General features: G+C 72.3%; 17 protein-coding genes and 1 pseudogene. 7 read left to right on the forward strand and 11 right to left on the reverse strand.

What is annotated here, in order from left to right:
• Positions 1-17: 17 nt before the first annotated feature.
• The 6 genes from ACFY3C_RS25115 to zapE all read right to left on the reverse strand — a co-directional run bounded on the left by ACFY3C_RS25115 (position 18) and on the right by zapE (position 5380).
• Positions 18-566: a YbhB/YbcL family Raf kinase inhibitor-like protein gene (locus ACFY3C_RS25115; RefSeq protein ID WP_390772306.1), complete on the reverse strand. Its 549-nt coding sequence runs from the start codon at positions 564-566 to the stop codon at positions 18-20.
• A 10-nt stretch (positions 567-576) separates the two neighbouring features.
• Positions 577-1413 (reverse strand): slipin family protein, encoded by an 837-nt coding sequence (locus ACFY3C_RS25120; RefSeq protein ID WP_390772307.1) that lies wholly within the window; start codon positions 1411-1413, stop codon positions 577-579.
• A 145-nt stretch (positions 1414-1558) separates the two neighbouring features.
• Positions 1559-3055: a SulP family inorganic anion transporter gene (locus ACFY3C_RS25125; RefSeq protein ID WP_390772308.1), complete on the reverse strand. Its 1497-nt coding sequence runs from the start codon at positions 3053-3055 to the stop codon at positions 1559-1561.
• A gap of 8 nt (positions 3056-3063) precedes the next feature.
• On the reverse strand, positions 3064-3642 hold the full coding sequence (locus ACFY3C_RS25130) for a carbonic anhydrase (RefSeq protein WP_386575644.1): 579 nt from the start codon (positions 3640-3642) through the stop codon (positions 3064-3066).
• 73 nt (positions 3643-3715) lie between these two features.
• A complete protein-coding gene (locus ACFY3C_RS25135) occupies positions 3716-4111 on the reverse strand; it encodes a hypothetical protein (RefSeq protein WP_390772309.1) in 396 nt (131 codons plus the stop codon).
• Between the two features lie 165 nt (positions 4112-4276).
• Positions 4277-5380, reverse strand: a complete 1104-nt coding sequence (gene zapE, locus ACFY3C_RS25140) for a cell division protein ZapE (RefSeq protein WP_386575642.1) — start codon at positions 5378-5380, stop codon at positions 4277-4279.
• A 37-nt stretch (positions 5381-5417) separates the two neighbouring features.
• Here zapE and ACFY3C_RS25145 point away from each other — a divergent pair, with 37 nt between their 5' ends.
• The 7 genes from ACFY3C_RS25145 (at position 5418) to ACFY3C_RS25175 (ending at position 12418) form a co-directional block, all read left to right on the forward strand.
• Positions 5418-6290: a pyrimidine reductase family protein gene (locus tag ACFY3C_RS25145; RefSeq protein WP_386575641.1), complete on the forward strand. Its 873-nt coding sequence runs from the start codon at positions 5418-5420 to the stop codon at positions 6288-6290.
• Positions 6291-6417: 127 nt separating this feature from the next.
• Complete coding sequence (locus ACFY3C_RS25150) at positions 6418-6891, forward strand: indole-3-glycerol phosphate synthase (protein WP_386575640.1); 474 nt, start codon at positions 6418-6420, stop codon at positions 6889-6891.
• Between the two features lie 82 nt (positions 6892-6973).
• Positions 6974-8365 (forward strand): UDP-N-acetylmuramate--L-alanine ligase, encoded by a 1392-nt coding sequence (murC, locus tag ACFY3C_RS25155; RefSeq protein ID WP_390772310.1) that lies wholly within the window; start codon positions 6974-6976, stop codon positions 8363-8365.
• Positions 8366-8379: 14 nt separating this feature from the next.
• Positions 8380-8787, forward strand: a complete 408-nt coding sequence (gene msrB, locus ACFY3C_RS25160; RefSeq protein ID WP_389170060.1) for a peptide-methionine (R)-S-oxide reductase MsrB — start codon at positions 8380-8382, stop codon at positions 8785-8787.
• A gap of 79 nt (positions 8788-8866) precedes the next feature.
• The gene (locus ACFY3C_RS25165; RefSeq protein WP_390772413.1) at positions 8867-10159 is read left to right on the forward strand and encodes a PP2C family protein-serine/threonine phosphatase; all 1293 of its coding nucleotides are present in this window, start codon (positions 8867-8869) and stop codon (positions 10157-10159) included.
• 134 nt (positions 10160-10293) lie between these two features.
• A complete protein-coding gene (locus tag ACFY3C_RS25170) occupies positions 10294-10464 on the forward strand; it encodes a hypothetical protein (RefSeq protein WP_386575637.1) in 171 nt (56 codons plus the stop codon).
• A gap of 34 nt (positions 10465-10498) precedes the next feature.
• Entirely contained in the window at positions 10499-12418 is a 1920-nt protein-coding gene (locus tag ACFY3C_RS25175) for an HEXXH motif domain-containing protein (RefSeq protein ID WP_390772311.1), read from the forward strand.
• A gap of 88 nt (positions 12419-12506) precedes the next feature.
• On the opposite strand, the gene fxsT is transcribed toward ACFY3C_RS25175, so the two are convergent.
• The 5 genes and pseudogenes from fxsT to ACFY3C_RS25200 form a co-directional block, all read right to left on the reverse strand.
• Positions 12507-16886 carry an FxSxx-COOH system tetratricopeptide repeat protein gene (fxsT, locus tag ACFY3C_RS25180; protein WP_390772312.1) on the reverse strand — a complete coding sequence of 1460 codons (4380 nt, stop codon included), beginning with the start codon at positions 16884-16886 and terminating at the stop codon, positions 12507-12509.
• Complete coding sequence (locus tag ACFY3C_RS25185) at positions 16883-17989, reverse strand: AAA family ATPase (protein ID WP_386575634.1); 1107 nt, start codon at positions 17987-17989, stop codon at positions 16883-16885. The genes fxsT and ACFY3C_RS25185 overlap by 4 nt, the downstream gene beginning before the upstream one ends.
• A gap of 38 nt (positions 17990-18027) precedes the next feature.
• Positions 18028-19527, reverse strand: a complete 1500-nt coding sequence (locus ACFY3C_RS25190; protein ID WP_386575633.1) for a hypothetical protein — start codon at positions 19525-19527, stop codon at positions 18028-18030.
• A 105-nt stretch (positions 19528-19632) separates the two neighbouring features.
• A complete protein-coding gene (locus ACFY3C_RS25195; protein WP_390772313.1) occupies positions 19633-20700 on the reverse strand; it encodes a hypothetical protein in 1068 nt (355 codons plus the stop codon).
• 68 nt (positions 20701-20768) lie between these two features.
• A pseudogene (locus ACFY3C_RS25200) lies at positions 20769-21800 on the reverse strand (sensor histidine kinase); the annotation flags it as partial.
• Between the last annotated feature and the right edge of the window lie 701 nt (positions 21801-22501).

Here is a 22501-nt window from a genome sequence, read left to right on the forward strand (position 1 = left end):
CAGGTGGCGGCGGGCTGCTAGCGGCCGTACCGGCCGGTCAGGGTGCCCGTCGTCAGGGTGTGGCCGGACAGGGCTCGGAGGAGGTCGGCGGGGGTGGCGTCGGGGGCGAGGTTCGGCCGGCCGTCGGTGGCGTACACCGTGAGGACGTAGTGGTGCGGGCTGTCGCCGCGGGGCGGGCAGGGGCCGCCGTAGCCGGTCCTCCCGAAGCCGTTGCGGCCCTCGACCGCTCCCCGCGGACGCTCGCCGGCCGTGAGGTGCGTGGTGTGCGGGTCGACGTCCCACACCAGCCAGTGCGTGAAGGTGCCGCGCGGGGCGTCGGGGTCCTGGAGCAGAAAGGCCAGGGAAGCGGTCTGCGGGGGGACGCCGTTGACGGCGAACGGGGGTGAGACGTTCTCGCCGTCGCAGGTGTAGCGGCTCGGGATCGTGGCGGCGTCTGCGTACGCGGGGCTCGTGACCGTGAGCCTCAGGGTGGTGGTGGGGGAAGGGGTCGAGGACGAGCCGCCCCGGTCCGCGCATCCCGGTACGACGGCCATCAGGGCCATGGCGATCACCCAACCTTTGCGCATGCCCGGCACGCTAGCCGGAGGAAGGTCCTCCGTCCGCGTGCGGCGCGAGCTCCTGCTGGCCTCTCTCCTCTTGCTGGCCTCTGTCCTGTTGCTGGCCCCTCTCCAAGAAGTGCAGCAGCTCCACCGGGATCGGCAGGACCAGCGTGGAGTTCTTCTCGGCCGCCACCGCCATCACCGTCTGCAGCAGCCGCAGCTGGAGCGCAGTCGGTGTGTCGGCCATCTGCTGGGCGGCCTCGGCGAGCTTCTTGGAGGCCTGCAGTTCGGCGTCGGCGTTGATGATCCGCGCCCGGCGCTCCCGGTCGGCCTCGGCCTGGCGGGCCATGGACCGCTTCATCGCGTCCGGCAGGGACACGTCCTTGATCTCCACCCGGTCGACCTGGATGCCCCAGCCGACGGCCGGGCTGTCGATCATCAGCTCCAGGCCCTGGTTGAGCTTCTCACGGTTGGACAGCAGGTCGTCCAGGTCGCTCTTGCCGATGATCGAGCGCAGCGAGGTCTGCGCCATCTGGGAGACCGCGAACTTGTAGTCCTCGACCTTCACCAGCGCGCTCACCGAGTCGACCACCCGGAAGTAGACGACCGCGTCCACGCGCACCGTGACGTTGTCGCGGGTGATGCCCTCCTGGGCCGGGATCGGCATGGTCACGATCTGCATGTTCACCTTGTGCAGCCGATCCACGAACGGGATCACCAGGTTCAGGCCCGGATTGCGTACCTCACCCGCGACCCGCCCGAGCCGGAAGAGCACCCCCCGCTCGTACTGCTTGACGACCCGTGCCGCCATCGCGAAGTACACGACCCCGACGGAACCCAGCGCCGCAAGCGCCCCCAGCAGCTCCTGGAGCATGGTGACCTCCTCAGGGAGAGGCCTTGCTTTGTGTCCGTTGCTGTAACGATAGTTCCGGGTTGGGGCGGAAGCCATGGGCTGCGCCGAGAGGCCGGGCCGGGCTGCCGAGGGGCGTCGGCAGCCCGGCCCGGGGACAGCGGCCGGATCAGGCGACCGCGGCTCTGGCAGGCTCCTCGGGTGCGGTCACCTCCACCGGCTCGGTGCCCGTCGCGCTGTGTCGTGCCGCCCAGTTCTCCAGGGCCGTGCGGCATGCGTGGTCCAGGTGGTGCAGGCCGGACAGGTCGAGCCGGACCGGGCGGTCCCGGGGCAGCGACTCCAGGCTGTCGAGCATCTTCGGCAGCCGCAGGAAGGTCGCGTTGCCCGACAGGTACGCCTCGATGGGACCCGCGCCCTTGTCCACGACCTCAAGCCGGAGGTGCGAGGCCTCCCAGGCCGTCTTGACGATCGCCAGCGCCAGGCCGATGAGCACGCCCTCGAACATGCTGACCGCCACGATCGACACGGCGGTGACGACCAGGATCAGCGCCTCGCCCCGGTGCTCGCGCCACAGCACGGCAAGCGCCCGCACCGGCACCAGCTTGGCGCCGGAGTAGATCAGGATGCCCGCGAGAGCCGGGATCGGGATGTAGGCGAGCACGCCCGGCAGCAGGGCCGCGAACAGCAGCAGCCAGACGCCGTGCAGCACGCGGGACGCCTTCGTCCGGGCGCCCGCCTGCACATTGGCCGCGCTGCGCACGATCACCGCGGTCATCGGCAGCGCGCCGAGCAGCCCGCACACCGCGTTGCCCGCGCCCTGGGCGATCAGCTCCCTGTCGTACTCGGTGCGCGGTCCGTCGTGCAGCCGGTCCACGGCCGCCGCGCTGAACAGCGACTCGGCGGACGCGATCAGCGTGAACGCGACGACCGTGCCGAGCACCCCGACACCGGCGAACCCGGCGAAGGCGTCGAGCGGCGGCGGCTGGACGGCGCCCAGCAGCCCCTGCACCTCGACGGTGGCCACCGGCAGGCTGAGCACCAGCGCGGCCAGCGTGGCGAGGCCGACCGCGGCGAGCGGACCGGGCACCGTACGCACCTTCGCCGGTGCGTACTTCCACAGCGCCAGCACCATGACGGTGCCCGCGCACAGGGCGAGCGACGCGAGCGCCGCCCCGTCGCCGAGGGCGTCCAGGAACGCCCTCGGCAGCCCGGCCGTCTTGCCCAGGCCCGAGTCGGGAGCCTTGGCCGCCATGGCCGGGTACAGCTGACCGGCGATCAGGACCAGACCGATACCGGCCAGCATGCCCTCGACGACCGAGACCGAGATGGCCCGGAAGTACCGGCCCAGCCTCAGCGCGCCCATGAGCAGCTGGAGCACGCCGGTGGTGAGCACGATGGCGCCGAGCATCGGCAGCCCGAACTCCTGGACCGCCTCGAAGACGAGCACGGTCAGTCCGGCGGCCGGCCCGGACACCTGCAGGCTGCTGCCGCGCATCAGTCCGGTGACCAGGCCGCCCACGATGCCGGTGACCAGGCCGAGTTCGGCCGGCACTCCGGAGGCGACGGCCACGCCCACACACAGCGGAAGCGCGACCAGGAACACGACGAGGGAGGCGGCGAAGTCCTGCCTCAGATGAGGGACACGGGATATGAGAGGACTGTTCATCGGTGCGCTCACAGGGCTTCGAAGGTGTCGGACTGCGGGCGGTGCGCGCGTACGGCGCCGGTGTGCACCTCGTAGTACCAGGCGTGCAGGTCCAGCTGACCCTGCGCCAGTTTCCGCTCGATGCACGGGTACGAGCGCAGCCGCAGCAGCTGGGCCAGGACATGGCTCTGGACGCCCTCGGCGACCTCCGGGTCCTCGGCCGCGCCGGCCGGGCGCGGGGTGGCGTGCGCGAGCCAGTCGCGCACGGCGGGTACGGCGGTCAGGTCGTCGCCGCGCACCAGCGCGCCGACGGCGCCGCAGTGCGAGTGGCCGCAGACGACGATGTCGCGGACGCCGAGCACCTCCACGGCGTACTCGATGGTGGCGGCCTCGCCGGTGGGGTGCTGCGAGGCGTACGGCGGGACGATGTTGCCCGCGGTGCGCAGCTCGAACAGCTGGCCGGGACGGGCGCCCGTGATCAGGGCCGGGACGACCCGGGAATCGGAGCAGGTGATGAACAGGACCTGGGGGGACTGGCCTTCTGCGAGTTTGGCGAACTCCTCAGGGCGTTGTCCGAAGGTACGGGCGTTGTCGATGAGGGGCTGCATGCGTGTGGACTCCTCCTGGCGCGCCGCAGCGGCGCGTCGGGCTTGCACGACGTTCGTGGGGATGAGCCGTCGATCAGCAGCGGAAGACCTGAAGAGCTGCCGGGGACTGGGCTCTGGAGGATCTCGTGATGCGGTGGTGCGGGGCACCGGACGTGCCCGGCGATTGCGGGGTTGCCGTCTGCCGGGCTATGAGCGGGTGTTCCGGCGTCCAGCCGGAGGCGGGGCCGCGCTGCCGGTCGCGCAGGTGCCGGTCCCCGCCGGGATTGTGGGTGCAGCCGCCGTCGCGGAGCGCGCCCGCACCGATGCGCACGGGTTTCGAGGGACGCACGGTTTCGGGTGCGGCTTTGGCCTTCGCATGACCGAGCGTATGCGCGGATGCGAAGGTTCCCGTGGGTGTGAAGAACTGCAGGGCGAGCAGGGCGGTGGCGAGCAGGGCAAGCAGGGTCCGGGCCGTCGTACCTCGGAACATGCACCCTCCTCCCAGGAGTTCACACCTCTTGCACGCACCAAGCATTGGTCAATGGTTGGTCAAGAAACACGTTAACCCTGCAAAGTCCTTTGCAGGGTTAACCGGGCGTTATGAGCGCAAGAGAGCGTGAAAAATGCCGGTCGGATGGCGAGATCCAGCTCTTGACTACGAGCTGACGAGGCCCTTCGCGTCCCGAGCCAGCGCGGTGAGCCGGGATATCGCGCGGAAGTACTTCTTGCGGTAACCGCCGTTCAGCATCTCCTCGCTGAACAGCCGGTCGAACGGCAGGCCCGAGGCGAGCACCGGGACCTCGCGGTCGTACAGCCGGTCAGCGAGCACCACCAGCCGCAGCGCCGTCGACTGGTCCGGCACCGGCCGCACGTCGGTCAGGCACACCGCCTTCACCCCGTCGGTCAGGGCGCCGTACCGGCTCGGGTGCACCTTGGCCAGGTGCTCCAGCAGATGCGGGAAGTCGTCCAGCGAGGCGCCCGCGGTGGCGTACGCCGCCTTGGTCACCTGCTCGTCCGAGTACGGCGCGGGAGCCTCGGGCAGGCCGCGGTGGCGGTAGTCCTCGCCGTCGATGCGCAGGGCGCGGAAGTGGGCGGACAGGCCCTGGATCTCGCGCAGGAAGTCGGCGGCGGCGAACCGGCCCTCGCCGAGCTTGCCGGGCAGCGTGTTGGAGGTGGCGGCGAGCGCCACGCCCGCCTCGACCAGCTTGCCGAGCAGCGTGGAGACGAGCACGGTGTCGCCGGGGTCGTCCAGCTCGAACTCGTCGATGCACAGCAGGCGGTGGCCGCTCAGCGTCTGCACGGTCTTCTGGAAGCCGAGCGCGCCGACCAGGTTGGTCAGCTCCACGAAGGTGCCGAACGCCTTGAGCGCGGGCTCGGCCGGCGTGGCGTGCCACAAGGAGGCGAGCAGGTGGGTCTTGCCGACGCCGTAGCCGCCGTCCAGGTAGACACCGCGGGGGCCCGCCGGGGCCTTGGGCGCCTTGGCCCTGCCGAACCCGAAGAGGCCGCGCCGGCCGGCGCCGGAGGCGTGGGCGCCGCCGAGCCCGGCCGCGAAGCCGTCCAGCACCCCCACCGCCTCGGTCTGGCTGGGCTGGTTCGGGTCCGGGATGTACGTGGCGAAGCGCACCGCGTCGAAGCGCGGCGGCGGCACCATCTCGGCGACCAGCCGGTCCGCGGGGACATGCGGCTCGCGGGTGCACAGGGAGAGGGGGCCCGCATCGGTCAGAGGGCTGGAACCGGGGGCGGCGGTGGAGGACGACACGGTTACCCATGCTAAGCGCCGTGTCACACTGCACGACATGCGACGCCTGTTCCCTGTGACCTACGAAACAGCAGCCCAGGCCCTCGGCGGGGGCACGGAGAGGGAGGGGGTGGCTGGGGCGGCAGGGGCACCCGCGACGGGTGGGCCCGGCGGCCCTGCCGGTGCCGACGCACTCGTGAACCGTGAGTGGAGCCTCGCCGAGCTGGCCGCCGCCTACGCGTATCCGGAGACGGGTTCCGGGGCCCGGCAGCCGTGGCTGCGGGCCAACATGGTCTCGACCCTCGACGGCGCCGCCCAGCACGAGGGGCACTCCCAGCCCATCTCCAGCGCGGCCGACATGCGCATCTTCGGCACGCTCCGGGCGCTCGCGGACGTGATCGTGGTGGGTGCGGAAACGGTACGGCAGGAGGGGTACCGCCCGGCACGCGCGCGTGCGGAGTTCGCGGCGGCCCGGCAGGCCGCGGGACAGGGGCCCGCCCCGGCGATCGCGATCGTCACCGCCGGCCTGGACCTGGATTTCTCCCTCCCCCTGTTCACCTCGCCCCTGGTGCCCACCGTGATCCTCACCGGCGCCACCGCGGCCCCGGAGCGGGTCGCGGCCGCCGAGAAGGCCGGCGCCCGGGTGGTCGTCGCCGGGGAGGGCATGGGCGTCGACCCGGCCCGCGCGGTACGCGCCCTCGCCGACCTCGGCCACACCCGGCAGCTCACCGAGGGCGGGCCCCGGCTGCTCGGCCAGCTGGTGGCCGCGGACGTGCTCGACGAGCTGTGCCTGACCGTGTCGCCGATGCTCAGCGCGGGGGACGCGCAGCGCATCGCCGGAGGGCCGTCCGTCACCGTTCCGCGCCGCTTCGAACTGGCGTCTTTGCTGGAAGAGGACGGATTCCTGTTCAGTCGCTACCGCCGGTCCTGAAATCAGCGGAATCTACCGTTCCGTTTAGCTTCGGGCGGGCAGACTAGGTCCGGCACAACCCGTGCGAGCACGGGGCAGGATGGTTTCCGCAGGGCCTTGCCTGGCCCACGGAGGGAAGAGGCGCCGCGTGTTCACAAGCGTTCTGATGATCGAGAAGGCCCTGACGTCCGCCGACGTGGAGTTCGTCACCACCTTGCACGGAGACGAGCAGGTCTCCTTCCATGTGCTCCTGCAGCCGCGCGGCGACCAGGCGGACCGGCTGCTGCGGGCCATCGACGACATTGCCCTCGGCGAATTGGACGAGGCTCGGCGTGAAGGGGAGACGCCCGAGGGTGAGAAGGCGCGGAGCGTCGGACAGCAGGCGCTTGATGTGTCCCTGGCTGCGTTGCACGCCGCGGGCAGTGAGGCCGAGGGGCGGCTGGTCGAGGATCATCCGCTGGACGCGCTGAAGTCCTTGGTCGCCGAGGCCGGTGCGGACGAGGTCATCGTGCTGACCGACCCCCACTATGTGGAGGAGTTCTTCCACCGGGACTGGGCTTCCCGGGCTCGGCACAAGGTGGGGGTGCCGGTGCTGAAGCTGTTCTCGCACAGCAAGGCCTAGGCGCCGTGCGTGTGGGGGGAGCGGTCCTTCAGCGCATAGGCTAGGGGCGCTCAGCCTCGTACCGGATCTTATGGAGACTTGCATGGCACCCGGACTTCCTGCCGCCATGGACCGACCGCACTTCATCGGCATCGGCGGTGCTGGGATGTCGGGTATCGCCAAGATCCTCGCGCAGCGCGGGGCCCAGGTGGCCGGGAGCGACGCCAAGGAGTCGGCGACCGCCGAGGCGCTGCGGGCGCTCGGTGCGACCGTGCACATCGGGCACGCCGCCGAGCACCTCGCCGACGACGCGAGCTGTGTCGTCGTGTCGTCGGCGATCCGCAAGGACAACCCGGAGCTGGCCCGCGCCGCCGAGCTGGGCATTCCGGTGGTGCACCGGTCCGACGCGCTGGCCGCGCTGATGGACGGGCTGCGGCCGATCGCCGTGGCCGGCACCCACGGCAAGACCACGACCACGTCGATGCTGGCGGTCTCGCTGAGCGAGCTGGGCCGCGAGCCGTCGTACGCCATCGGCGGCGACCTGGACGCGCCCGGCTCGAACGCGCTGCACGGCGAGGGCGACATCTTCGTCGCCGAGGCCGACGAGTCGGACCGCAGCTTCCACAAGTACGCGCCCGAGGTCGCCATCGTCCTCAACGTCGAGCTGGACCACCACGCGAACTACGCCTCGATGGACGAGATCTACGAGTCCTTCGAGACCTTCGCCGGGAAGATCGTGCCCGGCGGGACGCTGGTGATCGCCGCCGACCACGAGGGTGCGCGGGAGCTGACGCGGCGGCTGGACGGGTCGGTGCGGACCGTGACGTACGGGGAGGCCGAGGACGCCGACGTGCGGGTCCTGGCTGTGGTGCCTCAGGGGCTGAAGAGCCAGGTCACCGCGGTGCTGGACGGGCAGGAGCTGACCTTCGAGGTCTCCGTGCCCGGCCGCCACTACGCGCTCAACGCGGTCGCCGCGCTGGCCGCCGGTGCCGCCCTCGGCATTCCCGCCGCCGAGCTGGCGCCCGCGCTGGCCGCCTACACCGGGGTCAAGCGGCGCCTGCAGCTCAAGGGCGAGGCGGCCGGTGTGCAGGTGATCGACTCCTACGCCCACCACCCCACCGAGATGACCGCCGACCTGGAGGCCATGCGCGGCGCCGCCGGTGACTCCCGGATCCTGGTCGTCTTCCAGCCGCACCTCTTCTCCCGCACCCAGGAGCTGGGCAAGGAGATGGGCGAGTCGCTGGCCCTCGCCGATGCCTCGGTCGTGCTCGACATCTACCCGGCCCGCGAGGACCCGATCCCCGGGGTGACCAGCGAGCTGATCATCGAGGCCGCGCGCGCGGCGGGCGCCGACGTCACCGCCGTGCACGACAAGGCGGAGATCCCCGCGGTGATCGCGGGAATGGCGAAGCCCGGTGATCTCGTTCTCACCATGGGCGCGGGCGACGTGACCGACCTGGGCCCGCAGATCCTGGACCGCCTGTCGCAGCAGTAGAGGGGCTGAGACTCATGTCGTACGACGTCGAGAAGCCGGACGAGCAGTGGCGCGCGGAGCTGGCGCCGGCCGAGTACGCCGTGCTGCGCCAGGCCGGCACCGAACCGGCCTTCACCGGTGAGTACACGGACACCAAGACCAAGGGCGTCTACTCCTGTCGCGCCTGCGGTGCCGAACTGTTCACCTCCACGACCAAGTTCGAGTCGCACTGCGGCTGGCCGTCCTTCTACGACCCGAAGGACACCGACGCGGTGGAGCTGATCGAGGACCGCTCCCACGGCATGGTCCGCACTGAGGTGCGCTGCGCCCGCTGCGGCTCCCACCTCGGGCATGTGTTTGAGGGCGAGGGGTATGCGACGCCCACCGATCAGCGGTACTGCATCAACAGCATCTCGCTCCGGCTGACGCCGGATGAGTCCTGAGGCTTCTGGGGCTCCAGGGGCGGCCGGGACACCTGTGACCGGTGCCCGGCCTGCTCCGGTTTGAGATTCTGAGAGGGTGATGGGTGTCGCGCGCTGGATCCAGGCCCGTCGCAGGTCCGCGCCCGCTGACGGCAACCGCGCGGACGGCGCCGGTGAGCCGGAGGGCGAGGAGACCCGGCTGACGGCCCTGCGGGCGGCCCTGGGCGCGATCGGTACGACGCTCGACGAGGAAACCACCTGCTCCGAGCTGCCCCTGGCCGCCGTACGGCTGGTGGGCGGCGCGGCCGCGGTCATGCGGCGGACCGGGAAGATCGTCTCCGGGTACGAGGCGATGGCCGGAGATCCGGACGTGCTGCCCGATGTCCGGTGGGCCACGGCGGTGGCCCGGGAGGCGGGCACCCCGGCGGCCGACAGACAGCCGGAGCCCTGGACCGAGCAGCCGCCGAGCAGCCGCGGCCGCCCCGCGCTCTGTGTGCCTCTGACCAGCGGCGACGACCAGTACGGCGTCCTGGTCGCGGGGCGCCGCGGAGCGCGGTTCACCCGTTCGGAGGCCGAGCTGCTCGCCCTCCTCGGCGAACGCGCCGCCTCCCACATCCGGCACGCTCGCGCCTACGACCTGGTCAGCCGGACGGCCGGTGACCTGCAGCGCGCGCTGCTGGCGGAGCCCGGCCGGCCGCACCCGAACCTGGACGTCGCCATCCGCTACCTCCCGGCCGGCAGCAGCCGGGTGCTGGTCGGCGGCGACTGGTGCGAGACCGTACGGCTCCATTTCGGCCGCACCCTGCTGGTCGTCGGCGATGTGATGGGCCACGGCCTGGAGGCCGCCGTCGACATGAGCGCCTACCGCTCCTCGCTGCGCTACATCGCCTCCTCCGACCTGCCCCCGCACCGCGTGCTGCGGCAGATGGACGACATCGCCGCCGGCGAGGCCGAGCGGAGGCCGGCCACCTGTCTGCTGGCGCGGATCGACCCCGGCCGGGGGCAGGTCACGCTCGCCAGCGCCGGTCATCTGCCGCCCGTGCTCATCAGCGAGGACGGTCGGACCGCACCGCTGTCCGTACCGGTCGGGCCGCCGCTCGGCACCGGTTTCGGCGGCTACGAGTCGGCCACCCACAAGCTGGCCCCCGACCAAACACTGGTGCTCTTCACCGACGGGCTCGTGGAACGCCGCGGTGAGGACATCGACAGCTCCATGGCCCGCCTGTCCGCCCTGCGCTTCACCGGCCATGGCGTGGACGAGGTCCTGGACACCATCCTGACCAACCTGGACGCCCGCCACGCGGAGGACGACGTGGCGGTCCTCGCGGCGCGGCCGTACCCGCGGCGGGAGAGCACGGAAGTGGCGGACGACGCCGAGGTGATGGGCTCCTGAGCCCCGTCCTCTGTGTCAACTCCTCGCACATCCTGCGTGGTTGACCTGTTCCCGCCGGACAGCCATCTTTCGCAACCCCGGCGATTGAGCAACCATGAAGGCAGACGCGCGTGCTGTCGAGAGGGGGACGGGCCGTGGATCTGTCGGCACCCGATGTCGAGACCGAGTTGGTGGATCTCTCGGAAGTGCCGCTGGCGGCCGTCGGCTCCCTGGCGTCCGCCGGGTTGAGCGGGGCGGCCCGCCGCCTGCTGGCTCTGGTCGACTCCCCACCCACGCTGGGCGCGGCGTCGAACGCCGGTTGCTGACATGTTCCTGCCCGGCTGATGGCGAGGAGAAGCCGTGTCGGATGACGGACCCGTGGTCCACGGCGCGGAAGCCGGGTCTGATTCCGGACAGACGCCGCCCGGTGTCCCACGGCACCGGCTGACCGTGCCCCACCTCCGGCAGCTCGCCCACGGCGGCGGTGGCCGCGATGCCGTCGCGGCCCTGCGCACGGCACAGCGGAGCCGGCGGCTGGTCCTCCTGCGGGCCCTGGTCGAAACCGTCGACCGGGACGTCCCGCCCGACGCGCCATGGCCGTCCGCGCAGACGGCCTGGGACCTCCTGGCCGAGGCCGAGGCGGCTGACCGGGCGGCGGTGGAGGCCGTACTGCTCCACCCCCCGGTGGGCAGCTGGCTGGCCCGCGTACTGCGAGGGCTGCGAGCCGATGCCGCGTCAGCTCCCGAGCCGGAGGTGTGGCAGGACGCCGCGCAGATACACGCGCTGGCCGCCGCGGCCGCCCTCGCGGCAGGTATCCCGTTCCGCGCCCGTGTCCCGGTCCTCGGCGCGGGCGTCCTGTTCCCGTCCCTGGGCTGGGCGGTGCTGCCGTCCGCTGCGCCGCCGCCCGCCGAGCCCGTCGTGGAGGCCTTCCGCGACGACCACGGTGCGGGAGTGCGCTGTCACACCGGCACGGTGCGCCTGCCCGACGACCTCGGCGGCGACGCCCCCGGCTGGTGGGCGATACGACGGCTGCGCGCGACGCACGCCGGGGTGTCGAGCGCCCCGGTGCTGGAGGACCTCGACCCCTGGCGGCACTACCTGCGCCGGATGCCGGTCGAGCGACTGGGTGAGGACGAGGTGACCCGGTGGCGCGAGCTGTACCGGGCCGCCTGGCGGCATGTGGCGGCGCAGCACCGCGTCGACCCCGGCGGAGTCGCGGACTGCCTGCTCGCCCTCACCCCGCTGCCCGATCGCAGCCCCGCGGACCTCTTCAGCGGCAGCGCCCCCGAATCGTACGGGGGCTTCTTGATGAGCAGGCCGTCCAGCGCGCTCGACCTCGCCGCGGCCCTCGTCCACGAAGCCCAGCACATCAAGCTCAGCGCTCTCCTGGACCTGGTCACCCTGTTGCGCGGCGGCCTTGAAGAGACCCACTACGCGCCCTGGCGTGCCGATCCGAGACCGCTGCGGGGGATTCTGCAGGGCGTCTACGCATTCTTGGGCGTGGCGTCCTTCTGGCAGGCCCTGCGCGAGGGCACCGGTCTCTCGGACGCCGAACGCGCCCAGGCCGACTTCGAGTTCGCGCTGCGCCGGGGGCAGGTCGAGGAAGGGCTGCGCACCCTGTGGTCCGAGGCGTCCCTCACCGAGCTGGGCGAGCACTGCCTGCGCGCGATGGAGCACACCCTCACGGCCCTGCTCAAGGAACCGGTTCCGGCCGCCGCCGGCCAGGCCGCCGAAGAGGCCCGCGACGACCATCGGACGGTCTTCCGGCTCTCCCAGCTCAGCTGCGACCCGGACCGGGTCCGGGCCTGGGCGGACGCCTTCGAGGGCGGCCGGCCGCCCCCGCATCGGTATCCGGAGGCCCGTCCGCTGACCGGGCCGTCGGCACCGGAGGTCCGGACCCGCCTGATGCGCATCCGCTTCGGCGACCCGGAGCGCTTCGCCCGCCTGCGCGAGGATCCGCCGACCCTGGCCGGCGCCTCCGTGCCGGACTACGCCTGGGCGGCCGGGGACCGCGCCGCCGCGCTGGCCGGCTACCGCCGTCTGGTCGCCGAGGACCCTGCCGACCCGGTCGCCTGGGCGGGCCTGGGCCTCAGCCTGCCCGAGGGCCGGGCCCGGGACGCCCTGCTGCACCGCCCCGAGCTGGTGGCCGCCCTCCACCGCGAACTCCTGCGCCGAGGCCTGGACCAGGACCCGGAGACGGTCGCCGCCTGGGCGGCGACGCCGTCCGACGGCGTGACGGCGCGCGGATGGGGTGTCGGTGGTCGGCCCGCCCGGATGTGACGGGTGGCCGGGCCGGGCCCCGGCGTCGAACTCCCGCCCGCAGCGCGGCCCGTCCAGCGGGCGGGCGACGGGAGTCCGACGACAGGCCCTAGCGGTGCACCTCCACGTCGCAGTCCGCGCGCATGCCGCGGGCGCACCCCACGGTGGCCGGGTGGCTGTTGCCCAGCTTGGCGCGGTAGCGCTCCTGGGTGTCGGCGAGCAGGCGCTGGGCCTCCTCGTTCCGGCCGAGTGCCCGCAGGTCGAGTGACAGGTTCATCGAGCAGGCCAGGGTGGCCGGGTGGTCGTCACTCAGCTGGGCCCGGCACAGCGGCAGCGTGCGCTCGTCGATCGCGATCGCCTCGGCGTAGTCGGCGAGCGCGTAGTGGTCGCTGGCCAGGTTGATCGCGATGCCCAGGGAGGCCGGATGCTCCTCGCCGAGGGCGGCGCAGTGCAACTCGTACGTCTCCCTGTCCGCGGCCAGCGCCTCGTCCACCTCGCCGATCAGCCGCCTCGTCACCGCGAGGTCGGCGGCGGCCGCGAGGGTGTAGGGATGCCGCGGACCCAGCAGGTCGCGCAGCGTGTTCAGGCACTGGACGCCCACGGCACGGGCCTTTTCGAGGTCCGCGTTCTGCCGCAGGTCCATGGAGAGGTTGAGCACGGTCGCGGCCACGTTCAGGTTCCGCTCGCCGAACTTGCTCCGGTAGAGCCGCACCGTCTCCTCGTTCAGTTCGAGGGCGCCGGCGTGGTCCCCGGCCTTGCGGCGGGCCACGGCCAGGGTGCGGGCGGCGATCAGACTCACCGGGGCGGCGCGGTCCTTGATGACGTGCCGGACGCGCTGCAGGGTCTCCTCCTGCATCTCCCGGCTGCGCAGGTAGTCGCCGGACTCCCGCACGTCGATGGAGAGGTTGCTGGTGATGAGCAGGGTCAGTAGGGCGTCGTAACCCAGCGACCTGTTGGCCGCGTCCCGGGCCTGGGTGTCGATGCTGAGGGCCTGGGTGTACTTGCCGACCAGCCGCAGCGCGAGGGCGTGGTCGTTGGCGGCCGCCAGCAGGGTGGGGTCACCGTCCTCGAACACGCGGACGGCGCGCCGCCAGCGGTCCTCCTCCAGCCGCACCGAGGCCCCGAAGTCGCCCCGGATCTGGGTGTTCTGCGACACCGCGCCGATGGCGGCGAGCGTGTCCGGGTGGTCCTCCCCGACACTCTCCCGCAGCAGGCGCAGGCTCTTGTCGTTCAGCTCCGCGGCCTCCCGGAAATCGCCCAGGGCGCGCAGCGTGTGTCCGAGCGTGCCGGCGACGTTCAGCGTCTGCAGGTCGGTGTCGCCGCGCTGGGCGGTCCAGGCGTCGACCACCTCACGGCCGTACTCCCGGCAGGTCAGGTAGTCACCCGAGCCGTGCAGATAGCGGACGATGTTGACCACCATGTCCCGCACCCAGCCGTCGTCGCACTCCAGGGCGCGCGAGAAGCGGGCGTGCACCAGCAGCTCCGCGTAGCGCGGCCAGTTCACGGCCGCCACGTCCACCGGGTCGTAGTTGGCGAGCAGGACGTGCGCGGCGTGGCGCATGTCGGCCTGCTCCTGCGGGGACATACGGCCCACGAGGACGGCGCGCACCAGGCGGTGCATCTGGATGGTGCCGTCCCGGTGGTTGATCTTGATGAGCGAGTACCGGTTGATCTCCCGGATGGCCTCGCCGAGTTTGACGGGGCTGCGCAGCACCTGGGTGAGTTCGGCGGGGAGTTCGACACCGCGCACACCGGCGAAGATGCGACGGGGGATCGGCTCGGGCGCGAAGAAGGAGCAGACCTGCAGGAGTTGATGGGCTCCGGGGTGCCGCTCGGCCAGTCGTCCGAGGGACATGTTCCAGGCGGCGGCGACCGGTTCCGGGTAGTCGAGCGGGACGCCGGCGGCGAGCAGTTCGCTGCGCTGGGAGTCCAGGTCCGCGCGTTCGTCCTCGAAGATGTGCAGATACTCGTCCACCGGCATGCCGGTCTCGGACAGCCAGGCGGCGGCCTGCTCCAGGGCGAGGGGGAGGTTGCCGAGGGCCTGGGCGATGCGGGCCGCCTGTTCCCGTTGCAGCTCCGGTCCGCGGCGGGCGAGCAGTTCGATGCTCTCCTCGGTGGTGAACACGTCGATGTCCACCGTCCGTGCGATGCGGCCCCACTGTGCGTTGCGCGAGGTCACCAGGATCCTGCCGGTGGTCTGGGAAGGGAAGAACCGCCGGACCGTCTCGGGGTCCTCGGCGTTGTCGAAAACGAGCATCCAGCGGCGGTAGGGGCGGCCCTGGCTCAGCGCCGCGAGGACCGTCGCGATGGTGATCTCCTGCTCGCCGCCCGTCTCCAGGCCCAGCGCCGCGCCCAGCTGGGTCAGCGACTGCCGGATCTGCTCCGGGCGCTCGGCGGAGATCCACCAGATGACGTCGTACTCCGGCGCGTGTTGGTGGACGTACTCGATCGCGATCTGTGTCTTGCCGACGCCGCCCAGGCCGTGCAGTGCCTCGGGCAGAACGGCGGTCGCCCCGTCGGTGGTCAGCCTCTGGTGGAGCGCCGCCAGCTCTTTCGCCCGCCCGGTGAAGCTGGGGTTCCTGGGCTGGACGTTCCAGACGGCGGGATCTCCGGTCCGACGCTCTTCCGCTGGCGGAGAGCTTCGGACGAGGGGGACTGACACAGATGCTCCTTCTATCGAACTATCCGAAATCTCAGGTATGTGAGGTATGTTGCGTATGTCGCTTGATTGTGTGTCCGGGGTCTGGTCGCCCCTGGCTCCATGAGCCGTCTCGGGGCTTTTGTGTCCATTGGTCACGTTTATCACCTCGGGATGGCCGGTCCGGGCCGAGAGCGCGGACGTGGACTGCTCCAGGCGGCTGCGGAGCCTGCGCGACGACTCCAGATAGGGGCCGCTCAGTGCCCTGGTCACGGTCACCTGAACGTGGGCGTAGGGAATCAGCCGTTCGGGTAACGGGGAGTCCGGCGGGGAGGCTCGGGGGTCGTCCAGGAGTGCGCCGAGTTCCCGCAGTGGCCGGCAGGTACGGCTCAGCAGTTCCAGGGTGCTGCGCAGCAGATAGCGGGTCTCGTCCCGCGACTCGCCCGCGGACAGCATCAACTCGCGGACCCCGTCGTGGAATTCGTACGCGATGTCCACCGCGTCCGGGGGAGCGGTGCCGACCCGGCGCAGCAGGCCGCCCAGCATGACCTCGGCCAGTTCGCCGGGGCCCGTTCCGGCCGCGCCGGTGCGCAGCACGTGTTCCATGGTGGGGATGTTGAGCGGGATCGCGGCCAGGCGTGCGGCGAGGTCCCAGGCCGCCGGGCTCGCGTCGGCCCGGAAACGGGAGACGCGCTCCATCGGGTCCCGGGGGGCGCTCTCCTCGTCGGCCGGCTCCTGGTGCCGGCCGGCGCCGGGCGAGGTGACCCACAGGTCGTGGGCGCCGGCCGTCAGCCCCGTCGCCAGTTGGGCCCAGCGGCCGAGCCAGGCCGGAGTCAGCTCCAGAACCGGGACGACAGGCGCGTCCGCCGCCGTGGCACCCTCCACCTTCCAGGTGCGGTTGGGTGCCCCCGGCCCCGGGACGCGCACCCGGGCCAGTCGGGCGGGCAGGCCGGTGCGGTGCCACACCGGCTGGGTCAGTACGTGCACCACCGCCACGGAGGCGTGCCGGGCCCAGTCCCCGAGCAGGCGGGCCGCCCGTCCGCTGCGCCAGCCGGATCCCACGCCGTCGGTCACCAGGAACACCATCAGGCGCCCCCGGTCGGGCGGCCGCACGGTCAGGGGTGAGGGCTCGATGTGCCAGGGCGGGTCCGCCTCGGCCATCCGGTCGCCGTCGAGGGTGTGCACCCGGATGTTCCGGAAGGCGCCGGTGTGCCGCAGGACCTGCTCGAACTCGGTCACCGTGTGCCGCCACACGGCCATGGACGAGCTGACGTCGGCGACCAGCACGACGTCCATCCACCGTTCGCGCAGCGGCCGGAACCGCGGGATCCAGCGGAGGCTGAGCGCGGTGGACTCCGCGGTCGCCGCCTCGTCCAGCTCGGTCTGCGTCACCGAGGCGGTCGTCCGCTTGAAGGGGCGTAAGGCGCGGGCCAGCTCGCGCGCCCGGATCGGGGGCCAGGCCGAGCGGCGGGCGGGGGCGGGCACGCCGACGGCCGGCGCCGCACTCTTTGGCGCCGGTCCGGTCGGGGCGCCGTGCGACGCGTCGACGGCACGCACGGGTCCGGCGGGTTGCGGGGCGTGCGTCACCGAGGCGCCCGGACCCGGGGTGTCGCCCCGCTCGTCCGGTGTCGGCGGCTCCGGGGCGCCCGGCTCCTCCTCCGGTCCGGCGTCGGCCGGTGGTGCGGCGGTCGGCTCGGACGCGGGCGGGCCCGGTGCGTCCGCCCGGCGGTCCGCGGGGCCGTCGCCCGCCCCGGCGGCCAGCAGGAGCAGGGCGTCGGCGATCTCGGACCACGAGACACCGAACGACTCCCGCTCCGAGGGGGCCGGTTCGGTGCCGCTGCCCTGCGTCACGTCTCTCTCACGCCGTCGAGTCGGTGCCAGACGGCGCGCAGCAGTGCCTCCCAGTCGGCGCCACGGGAGTACGCGCCGGACGTGGCGAGCCAGATGGAATTCAGGAGTTGGTCGGTCGCGAGGCCGTTCTCCTGGGCGCTGCGCTCGGCGAACAGGCGGATCAGCTCGGCGACCCGCGGATCGTCGTCCTGCGATCCGAGGTGGGCGGCCACGATGTCGGCCAGGCGGTCCCGCTCCGGCTCCTTGAAGTGGAGATGGAGGCAGCGCCGCAGAAAGGCGGGCGGGAACTCGCGCTCGTCGTTGCTCGTGATGACGACGAGGGGGAACTCCCGGCAGCGGACGCGGCCGTCCCGGATCCGGACCGTGCGGTCGGGGTCGTCGGACCGTACCTCCACCACCGGCTGGTGACCGCGCAGCCGGGCCAGTTCAGGAATGGTGAACTCGCCCGCCTCGAAGGCGTCGAGCAGATCGTTGGGCAGATCCATGTCGGCCTTGTCGAACTCGTCGACGAGCAGCACCCGGGGCAGGGCGTGGGGTAACAACGCCGTGCCGAGCGGGCCGAGTTCGAGGAAGGCGCCGATGTCCGAGGCGGCGGTGCCGGTGTCTGTCGGAGCCTGGTCCGGGGACGCGGTGGTCCGGGCGTCCGACGTGGCCGCCGCGTGGATCCTGCCCACCGCGTCATAGCGGTACAGACCGGATGTCAGTGTGGTGCGGGAGGTGATCGGCCAGCGCAGCACCCGGCCCAGGCGCAGCTCCCGGCTGATGCGGTAGGCCAGCGACGACTTGCCCGTGCCGGGGCGGCCGGTGACCAGCAGTGGGCGACGCAGGATCAGCGCCGCGTTCACCAGGTCGACCTCGGTGGGGTCGGGCACCATGCCCTCGCGGGCCGCCCCGAGCCGGCGCCGCAGCTCGGCCTCGTCCTGCGGTGGCGCGGGCGGCTCCACGGTCGCCTCTGTCTCCGAGGCCCCGTCCGCGGACGGGGAAGTCCCGGTGAACGTCCGCCAGGGCGGAGCCTTCGGCAGCACCTTGGTCAGTTCGATGTCGCGCAGGGGCAGTCCGGTACCCCGGTAGATCCACCAAGGCCGCGGAAGGCGCGTGGACATGGCCCCCGTGCCGTTCCCCTCGAATTGGGCAGCGCCGGTCATCGACCGTCCACCCCCTGGTCCGGTCCCGTCAACGGCTGAGGGCTCTCGACCGGCCGGGTCGGGTCGTCCCACAGGAGTACCAGGTGGTGCCCCGGATGATCGTCGCGGCCGTTCAAGGAACCCCCGTGGGCTTCGGTTCGCAATTCTGTCACGGCCTCACGGAGCCCTGAAAGGTTGCGGAACAAGCCGTATACGCTGTCGTCGGAGTGGACAACGGGCTGCGGTGTCCTCAGGTCACGCGCGTCACGGGTGTCCCACAGGAGGGCGGGTACCCCGCAGCGCAGCGCGACGAGTGCTTCCTGCGCCCCTTCGCCGGAGCCCTCCGGCGGCTCGGACAGCACGAGACAGCCGACCGATCTGTCGCCCCGCAGCCGGGCGTCGAGGCCGGAGACGTCCCCGGACCGCGGATCCTCGGTCCGCTGCCCGCCCACGACGAGCGGCCGGGCGAGTTCCGGGGTGTCCCGCAGGGCCGTCCAGCGCTGCTCCCAGGCGCGGTGCCACCGTGGCGTCCGGCTCCGCTGCAGGCTCCGTACGACCACGCAGTACCCGACGCTCAGATGGGACACCGGATCGCTGTCCAGCTCGGTGCGGAAGCGGTGCACCGGCAGGGTCAGGTCGTCGGAGCCCAGCAGGAACTCCACATGGATTCGGTCGGCGTCCCGGGCCCAGTGCTCGTCGGCCTCGAAGACCAGCCGCTCGACCTCCCGCTCCGCCTCGGCCAGTGTCACCTCCACACTCCTCTCCTGCCGGGGACGCCAGGCGTCCGGGTCGTCCGGGTCGTAGTGACGCCATGAGGTGAGCAGATAGCGGCCCGGTTCCTCTCTGCGCAGCAGGCGGACCACCAGATAGGCGTTGCCCGGCTCGGGAGTGCCGGCGTACGCGGCCTGCTGCCGCAGATTGCGCAGCTCCGTGAGCAGCGACAGCGCCTGGGCCTGGCCGTCGTTCCAGGACCGCAGCGCGAAGCGGCGGTCGTGCGGGGCCTCCGCGGCCGCGTACTCGACGAAGGCGAGGGTGGGCGGCAGCCCGTCCGCACGGGCGTTGAGCCGGCTGAGCCCCTCGAAGGCGGTCCAGGCGTCGGGATAGGGGGGAACCGGCCGCAGGTTGCCGACGGCTCTGCGGCACAGCGCGGGCAGGTTGGGCGGTGCGAAGCCGTCCAGCAGGGGGCGCAGCGAGAGGACCTCGTCGACCGGGAGCGCGGGGTCGGCGAGCAGGTTCTCGGTCAGCGCCCTGATCTCGGTCACGTCCTCGTGGAACGCGGTGAGCGCTTCCAGCAGGGCCCGCATCGTCCGCGGGCTCTCCAGGCAGACCGAGGCGAGTTCCAGCAGGAAGTAGTGCGCCACGTCGTACTCCCGGACTGCCGGAGGGGTGCCGAGTTCCTTGGCCATGAGCCGGAGGCACAGGGCCCGTGAGCTCCGCTCCTGTAAGCTGGCGCACTTGCCCAAGGCTTCCGCGAACTCGCGCACGAGTCCGAGGCCGCCGCCCCCGTAGGCAGCCATTCCTCATCCCTTCATGGCCGTGCACTCTTCCACAGCCGTCAGCCTCCGCCAAGCGATTCGAGTGAACGCCCGGCAACACTTCGTAGTCACAAGTCCGGTTGCTGCTCAGATGAGTTGACGCTGTATCAGATAGTGCCGTACCTCCTCCACCGCGGGGGTGCCGGGCCACAGTGCGTCGAGTGACTCCATGAGGGCCGGCCATCCGTTCGCCGACTCGCAGGTGCGCAGCAGCGACAGCGCCTCCAGACGGCTGCTGTGCTGACGGCTGGTCAGATTGCCCATGTCCGGCAGGGTGTCCAGGAGTTGTTGCCAGGCGGTGGGCGCGGAGATGCCGGGAACGGCAAGTAACAGTGTGGTCAGTTCCCCCAGTTGGAGCGTGGACAGGGGCTCCCGGGGCGCCGTGCCGCCCAGTGTGGCCAGCAGTTCGAAGGCGAAGGCGGCCGCGTGCCGGGCGGCGACGGGCTGCCAATGGGCGTCGTGCGCAGCGTCCTTGTCGCCCAGCAGGTCCGAGACGCCCCGGATCACGAGGGCCTGCACCCGGGGGTTGATCCTGGCCGCCGTGAGCAGGCCGAGGCCCTCCATCTCCACGGCCAGCGTGTCGCCCGCCACCTCGTCGAGCAGCCTGCCGGACGCCGACTCGGCGTGCGCGACCACCTTCGCGCCAGCGGCCAGCGCCCCGACATGTGCGGCCGGGGCCACCGCGGGAGGCGGTTCGATACGGCCCTGCCACCGCCGGTCGGCCGCGACCAGGCGGGCCCGCTGCACCAGGGCGAAGGCCGACGGCCAGGACTTGATCCGGGGACGGAAGGCGTCCCGCTCGTCCCGGCCGCTCTCATAGCCGTAGACCGTGTCCGCCACGACCACGTCGCCGAGCCGCGCGTCCTTGCGGCCGCCCGCGACGCCCACGAGGAGCAGCACCGAGGGGCGCAGCCGGGCCACCGCCCGCTCGGCCAGCGCCGCCGCCAACTCGTTACCGGGTCCGGCCAGTTGCACGCCGACCGTCAGCTCGCCGCGCTCTGCGGGGAAGCGGCCGATCTCGTACACGGCGCCGTCGGCCGTGCGTCTTTCGCGGCCGGGGCCGAGATGGCCGACGACGGCCAGGTACTCGGGCTCGATCGCCGTCAGCACGAACGCGTCGACCTTCTCCGCCTGCACAGACCGCCCCCTCGCCATGCCCCGGACCCTCCATGGTGAGGGATGCCCGGGGCCAGGGGAACCGCCCTGAAGGAGGCGGAGGTCGTTCAGTGCGCGGCCCGCAGGGGCAGGCCGACCGTGAACACCGTCAGCCCGTCCTGCCGGTCCAGCCCGAGGCTTCCGCCGTGCGCCTCCACCAGCCCCCGCGCCACCGACAGGCCAAGCCCGCTGCCGCCCCGGTCCCGGCTGCGGGCCTTGTCCACCCGGTAGAAGCGGTCGAAGACGCGGTCCCGGTCGGCGGTCGGGATGCCGGGCCCCGCGTCGGCGACCCGGACCAGGGCGGCGTCCGACGTGACGGACACCGCCATCGACACGCTCGTACCGGCCGGATTGTGCACCGCGGCGTTGGTGAGCAGGTTGTCCAGCACCTGCCGGATACGGTGCGGGTCCAGGCGCAGTTTCACCGAGGCCGGCCCGGACGCGACGGTCAGCGGGCGCTCCGGGTGGCCGGCCCGGAAGGCGGCGGCCGCCTCCTCGGTCAGCTCCACCAGATCCGCGTCCCGCAGCCGCAGCGGGGCGTCCACCTCCGCCGCGTCCAGGCGCGCGAGCAGCAGCAGGTCGTCCAGCAGGACGCCCATCCGGGCGGCCGCGGCGCGCAGCCGGGCCAGGTGCCTCTCCCGCTCCCCGGGGGCGTTGGCGGCGGCGTACTGGAAGAGGTCCGCGTAGCCCCGGACCGACATCAGCGGTGTGCGCGGCTCGTGCGAGGCGTCCGCGACGAAGCGGCGCAGCCGCTGTTCGGCCTCCGCGCGCACGGCGAGCGCGTCGTCGATGTGGTCCAGCATCGTGTTGAAGGCGGTGCGCAGCTCCGCCACCTCCGGGCCGCCGTCGCGCCCGTCCGCGCGCACCGGCGGCCGTGCCGCCGGCTCCGTCAGGTCGTGCGAGGCGATGCCGTGGGCGGTGTGCGCCATGTCGCTGAGCGGTTTGAGGCCGCGCCTGAGCGTCCTGCGGCCGAACACCACGAGCGCCAGCAGCGCGAGCCCGAAGGCGACCACCTGGACCGTGACCAGCCGCCGTACCGTGTTCTCGATGTCGTCCATGGGCGCGCCGCTGACCAGGACCACACCCGGCTCGAGGCAAGCCGGGCCAGATCGGCCTCGTTCCAGTGCTCCCGCACCACGCTCGCCGCCAGGGTTTCGACGAGGCCGGCAAGCCAGCCCGCCCGCGCCACCAAGGCCACCTCGTCCAACTGCTCCCCGGTCGTGGCATCCGCACCGCGCAAGGCGCGGGCACAGGCCGCCGCGACCTGCTGCACCTCCCCCTCGTCCAGCACCACCTTCCGGCGCACGCCCCACCCCCCTCACACCAACCCGACGATCACACCAACGACCAAACCTCCATCCGGGTTACGCACCTCCGTGCGACGCTTCCACAGAACCAGGAAAACCCAGGAAACCCAGGCCAATCGATCCACTGTTAACGGACCCTGGCGGGATGAGGAGAACGACACCGTGAAGCGAGGACTGCCCGTCCTGGCCCTCACGGTCGCCGGACTGATCCCGCTGTGGCGCTGCGAGCCCTCGCACGGGACCACGGCCACCGAGGCACCCGCGACCACCGCGATCCCGCAGACCTCCGCGTCCGGCCGGGTCGTGGCCGGACCGACCGTCACCACCGAGAAGGGGGACGTCCAGGTCGATGTGACCCTCGACGGGGACCGGATCAGTTCCGTGCGGATGCTGAAGCAGCCGGACAGCCCCCAGACCAAGGCGCCGTACCGAAGCCGATCGAGGAGACGCTCACGGCACAGAGCGCCGACGTCGACACGGTGTTGGGTCACAAC

It is taken from the genome of Streptomyces sp. NPDC001410 (assembly GCF_042895235.1).
In the GTDB taxonomy this organism is placed as follows: domain Bacteria; phylum Actinomycetota; class Actinomycetes; order Streptomycetales; family Streptomycetaceae; genus Streptomyces.

Excerpts from the sequence above, each read along its gene's own strand:
- ACFY3C_RS25115 (WP_390772306.1), bottom strand. The coding sequence starts at position 566 with ATGCGCAAAGGTTGGGTGATCGCCATGGCCCTGATGGCCGTCGTACCG.
- ACFY3C_RS25120 (WP_390772307.1), bottom strand. The coding sequence starts at position 1,413 with ATGCTCCAGGAGCTGCTGGGGGCGCTTGCGGCGCTGGGTTCCGTCGGG.
- ACFY3C_RS25125 (WP_390772308.1), bottom strand. The coding sequence starts at position 3,055 with ATGAACAGTCCTCTCATATCCCGTGTCCCTCATCTGAGGCAGGACTTC.
- ACFY3C_RS25130 (WP_386575644.1), bottom strand. The coding sequence starts at position 3,642 with ATGCAGCCCCTCATCGACAACGCCCGTACCTTCGGACAACGCCCTGAG.
- ACFY3C_RS25135 (WP_390772309.1), bottom strand. The coding sequence starts at position 4,111 with ATGTTCCGAGGTACGACGGCCCGGACCCTGCTTGCCCTGCTCGCCACC.
- ACFY3C_RS25145 (WP_386575641.1), top strand. The coding sequence starts at position 5,418 with ATGCGACGCCTGTTCCCTGTGACCTACGAAACAGCAGCCCAGGCCCTC.
- murC (WP_390772310.1), top strand. The coding sequence starts at position 6,974 with ATGGCACCCGGACTTCCTGCCGCCATGGACCGACCGCACTTCATCGGC.
- msrB (WP_389170060.1), top strand. The coding sequence starts at position 8,380 with ATGTCGTACGACGTCGAGAAGCCGGACGAGCAGTGGCGCGCGGAGCTG.
- ACFY3C_RS25165 (WP_390772413.1), top strand. The coding sequence starts at position 8,867 with ATGGGTGTCGCGCGCTGGATCCAGGCCCGTCGCAGGTCCGCGCCCGCT.
- ACFY3C_RS25185 (WP_386575634.1), bottom strand. The coding sequence starts at position 17,989 with ATGTCCACGCGCCTTCCGCGGCCTTGGTGGATCTACCGGGGTACCGGA.
- ACFY3C_RS25190 (WP_386575633.1), bottom strand. The coding sequence starts at position 19,527 with ATGGCTGCCTACGGGGGCGGCGGCCTCGGACTCGTGCGCGAGTTCGCG.
- ACFY3C_RS25195 (WP_390772313.1), bottom strand. The coding sequence starts at position 20,700 with ATGGCGAGGGGGCGGTCTGTGCAGGCGGAGAAGGTCGACGCGTTCGTG.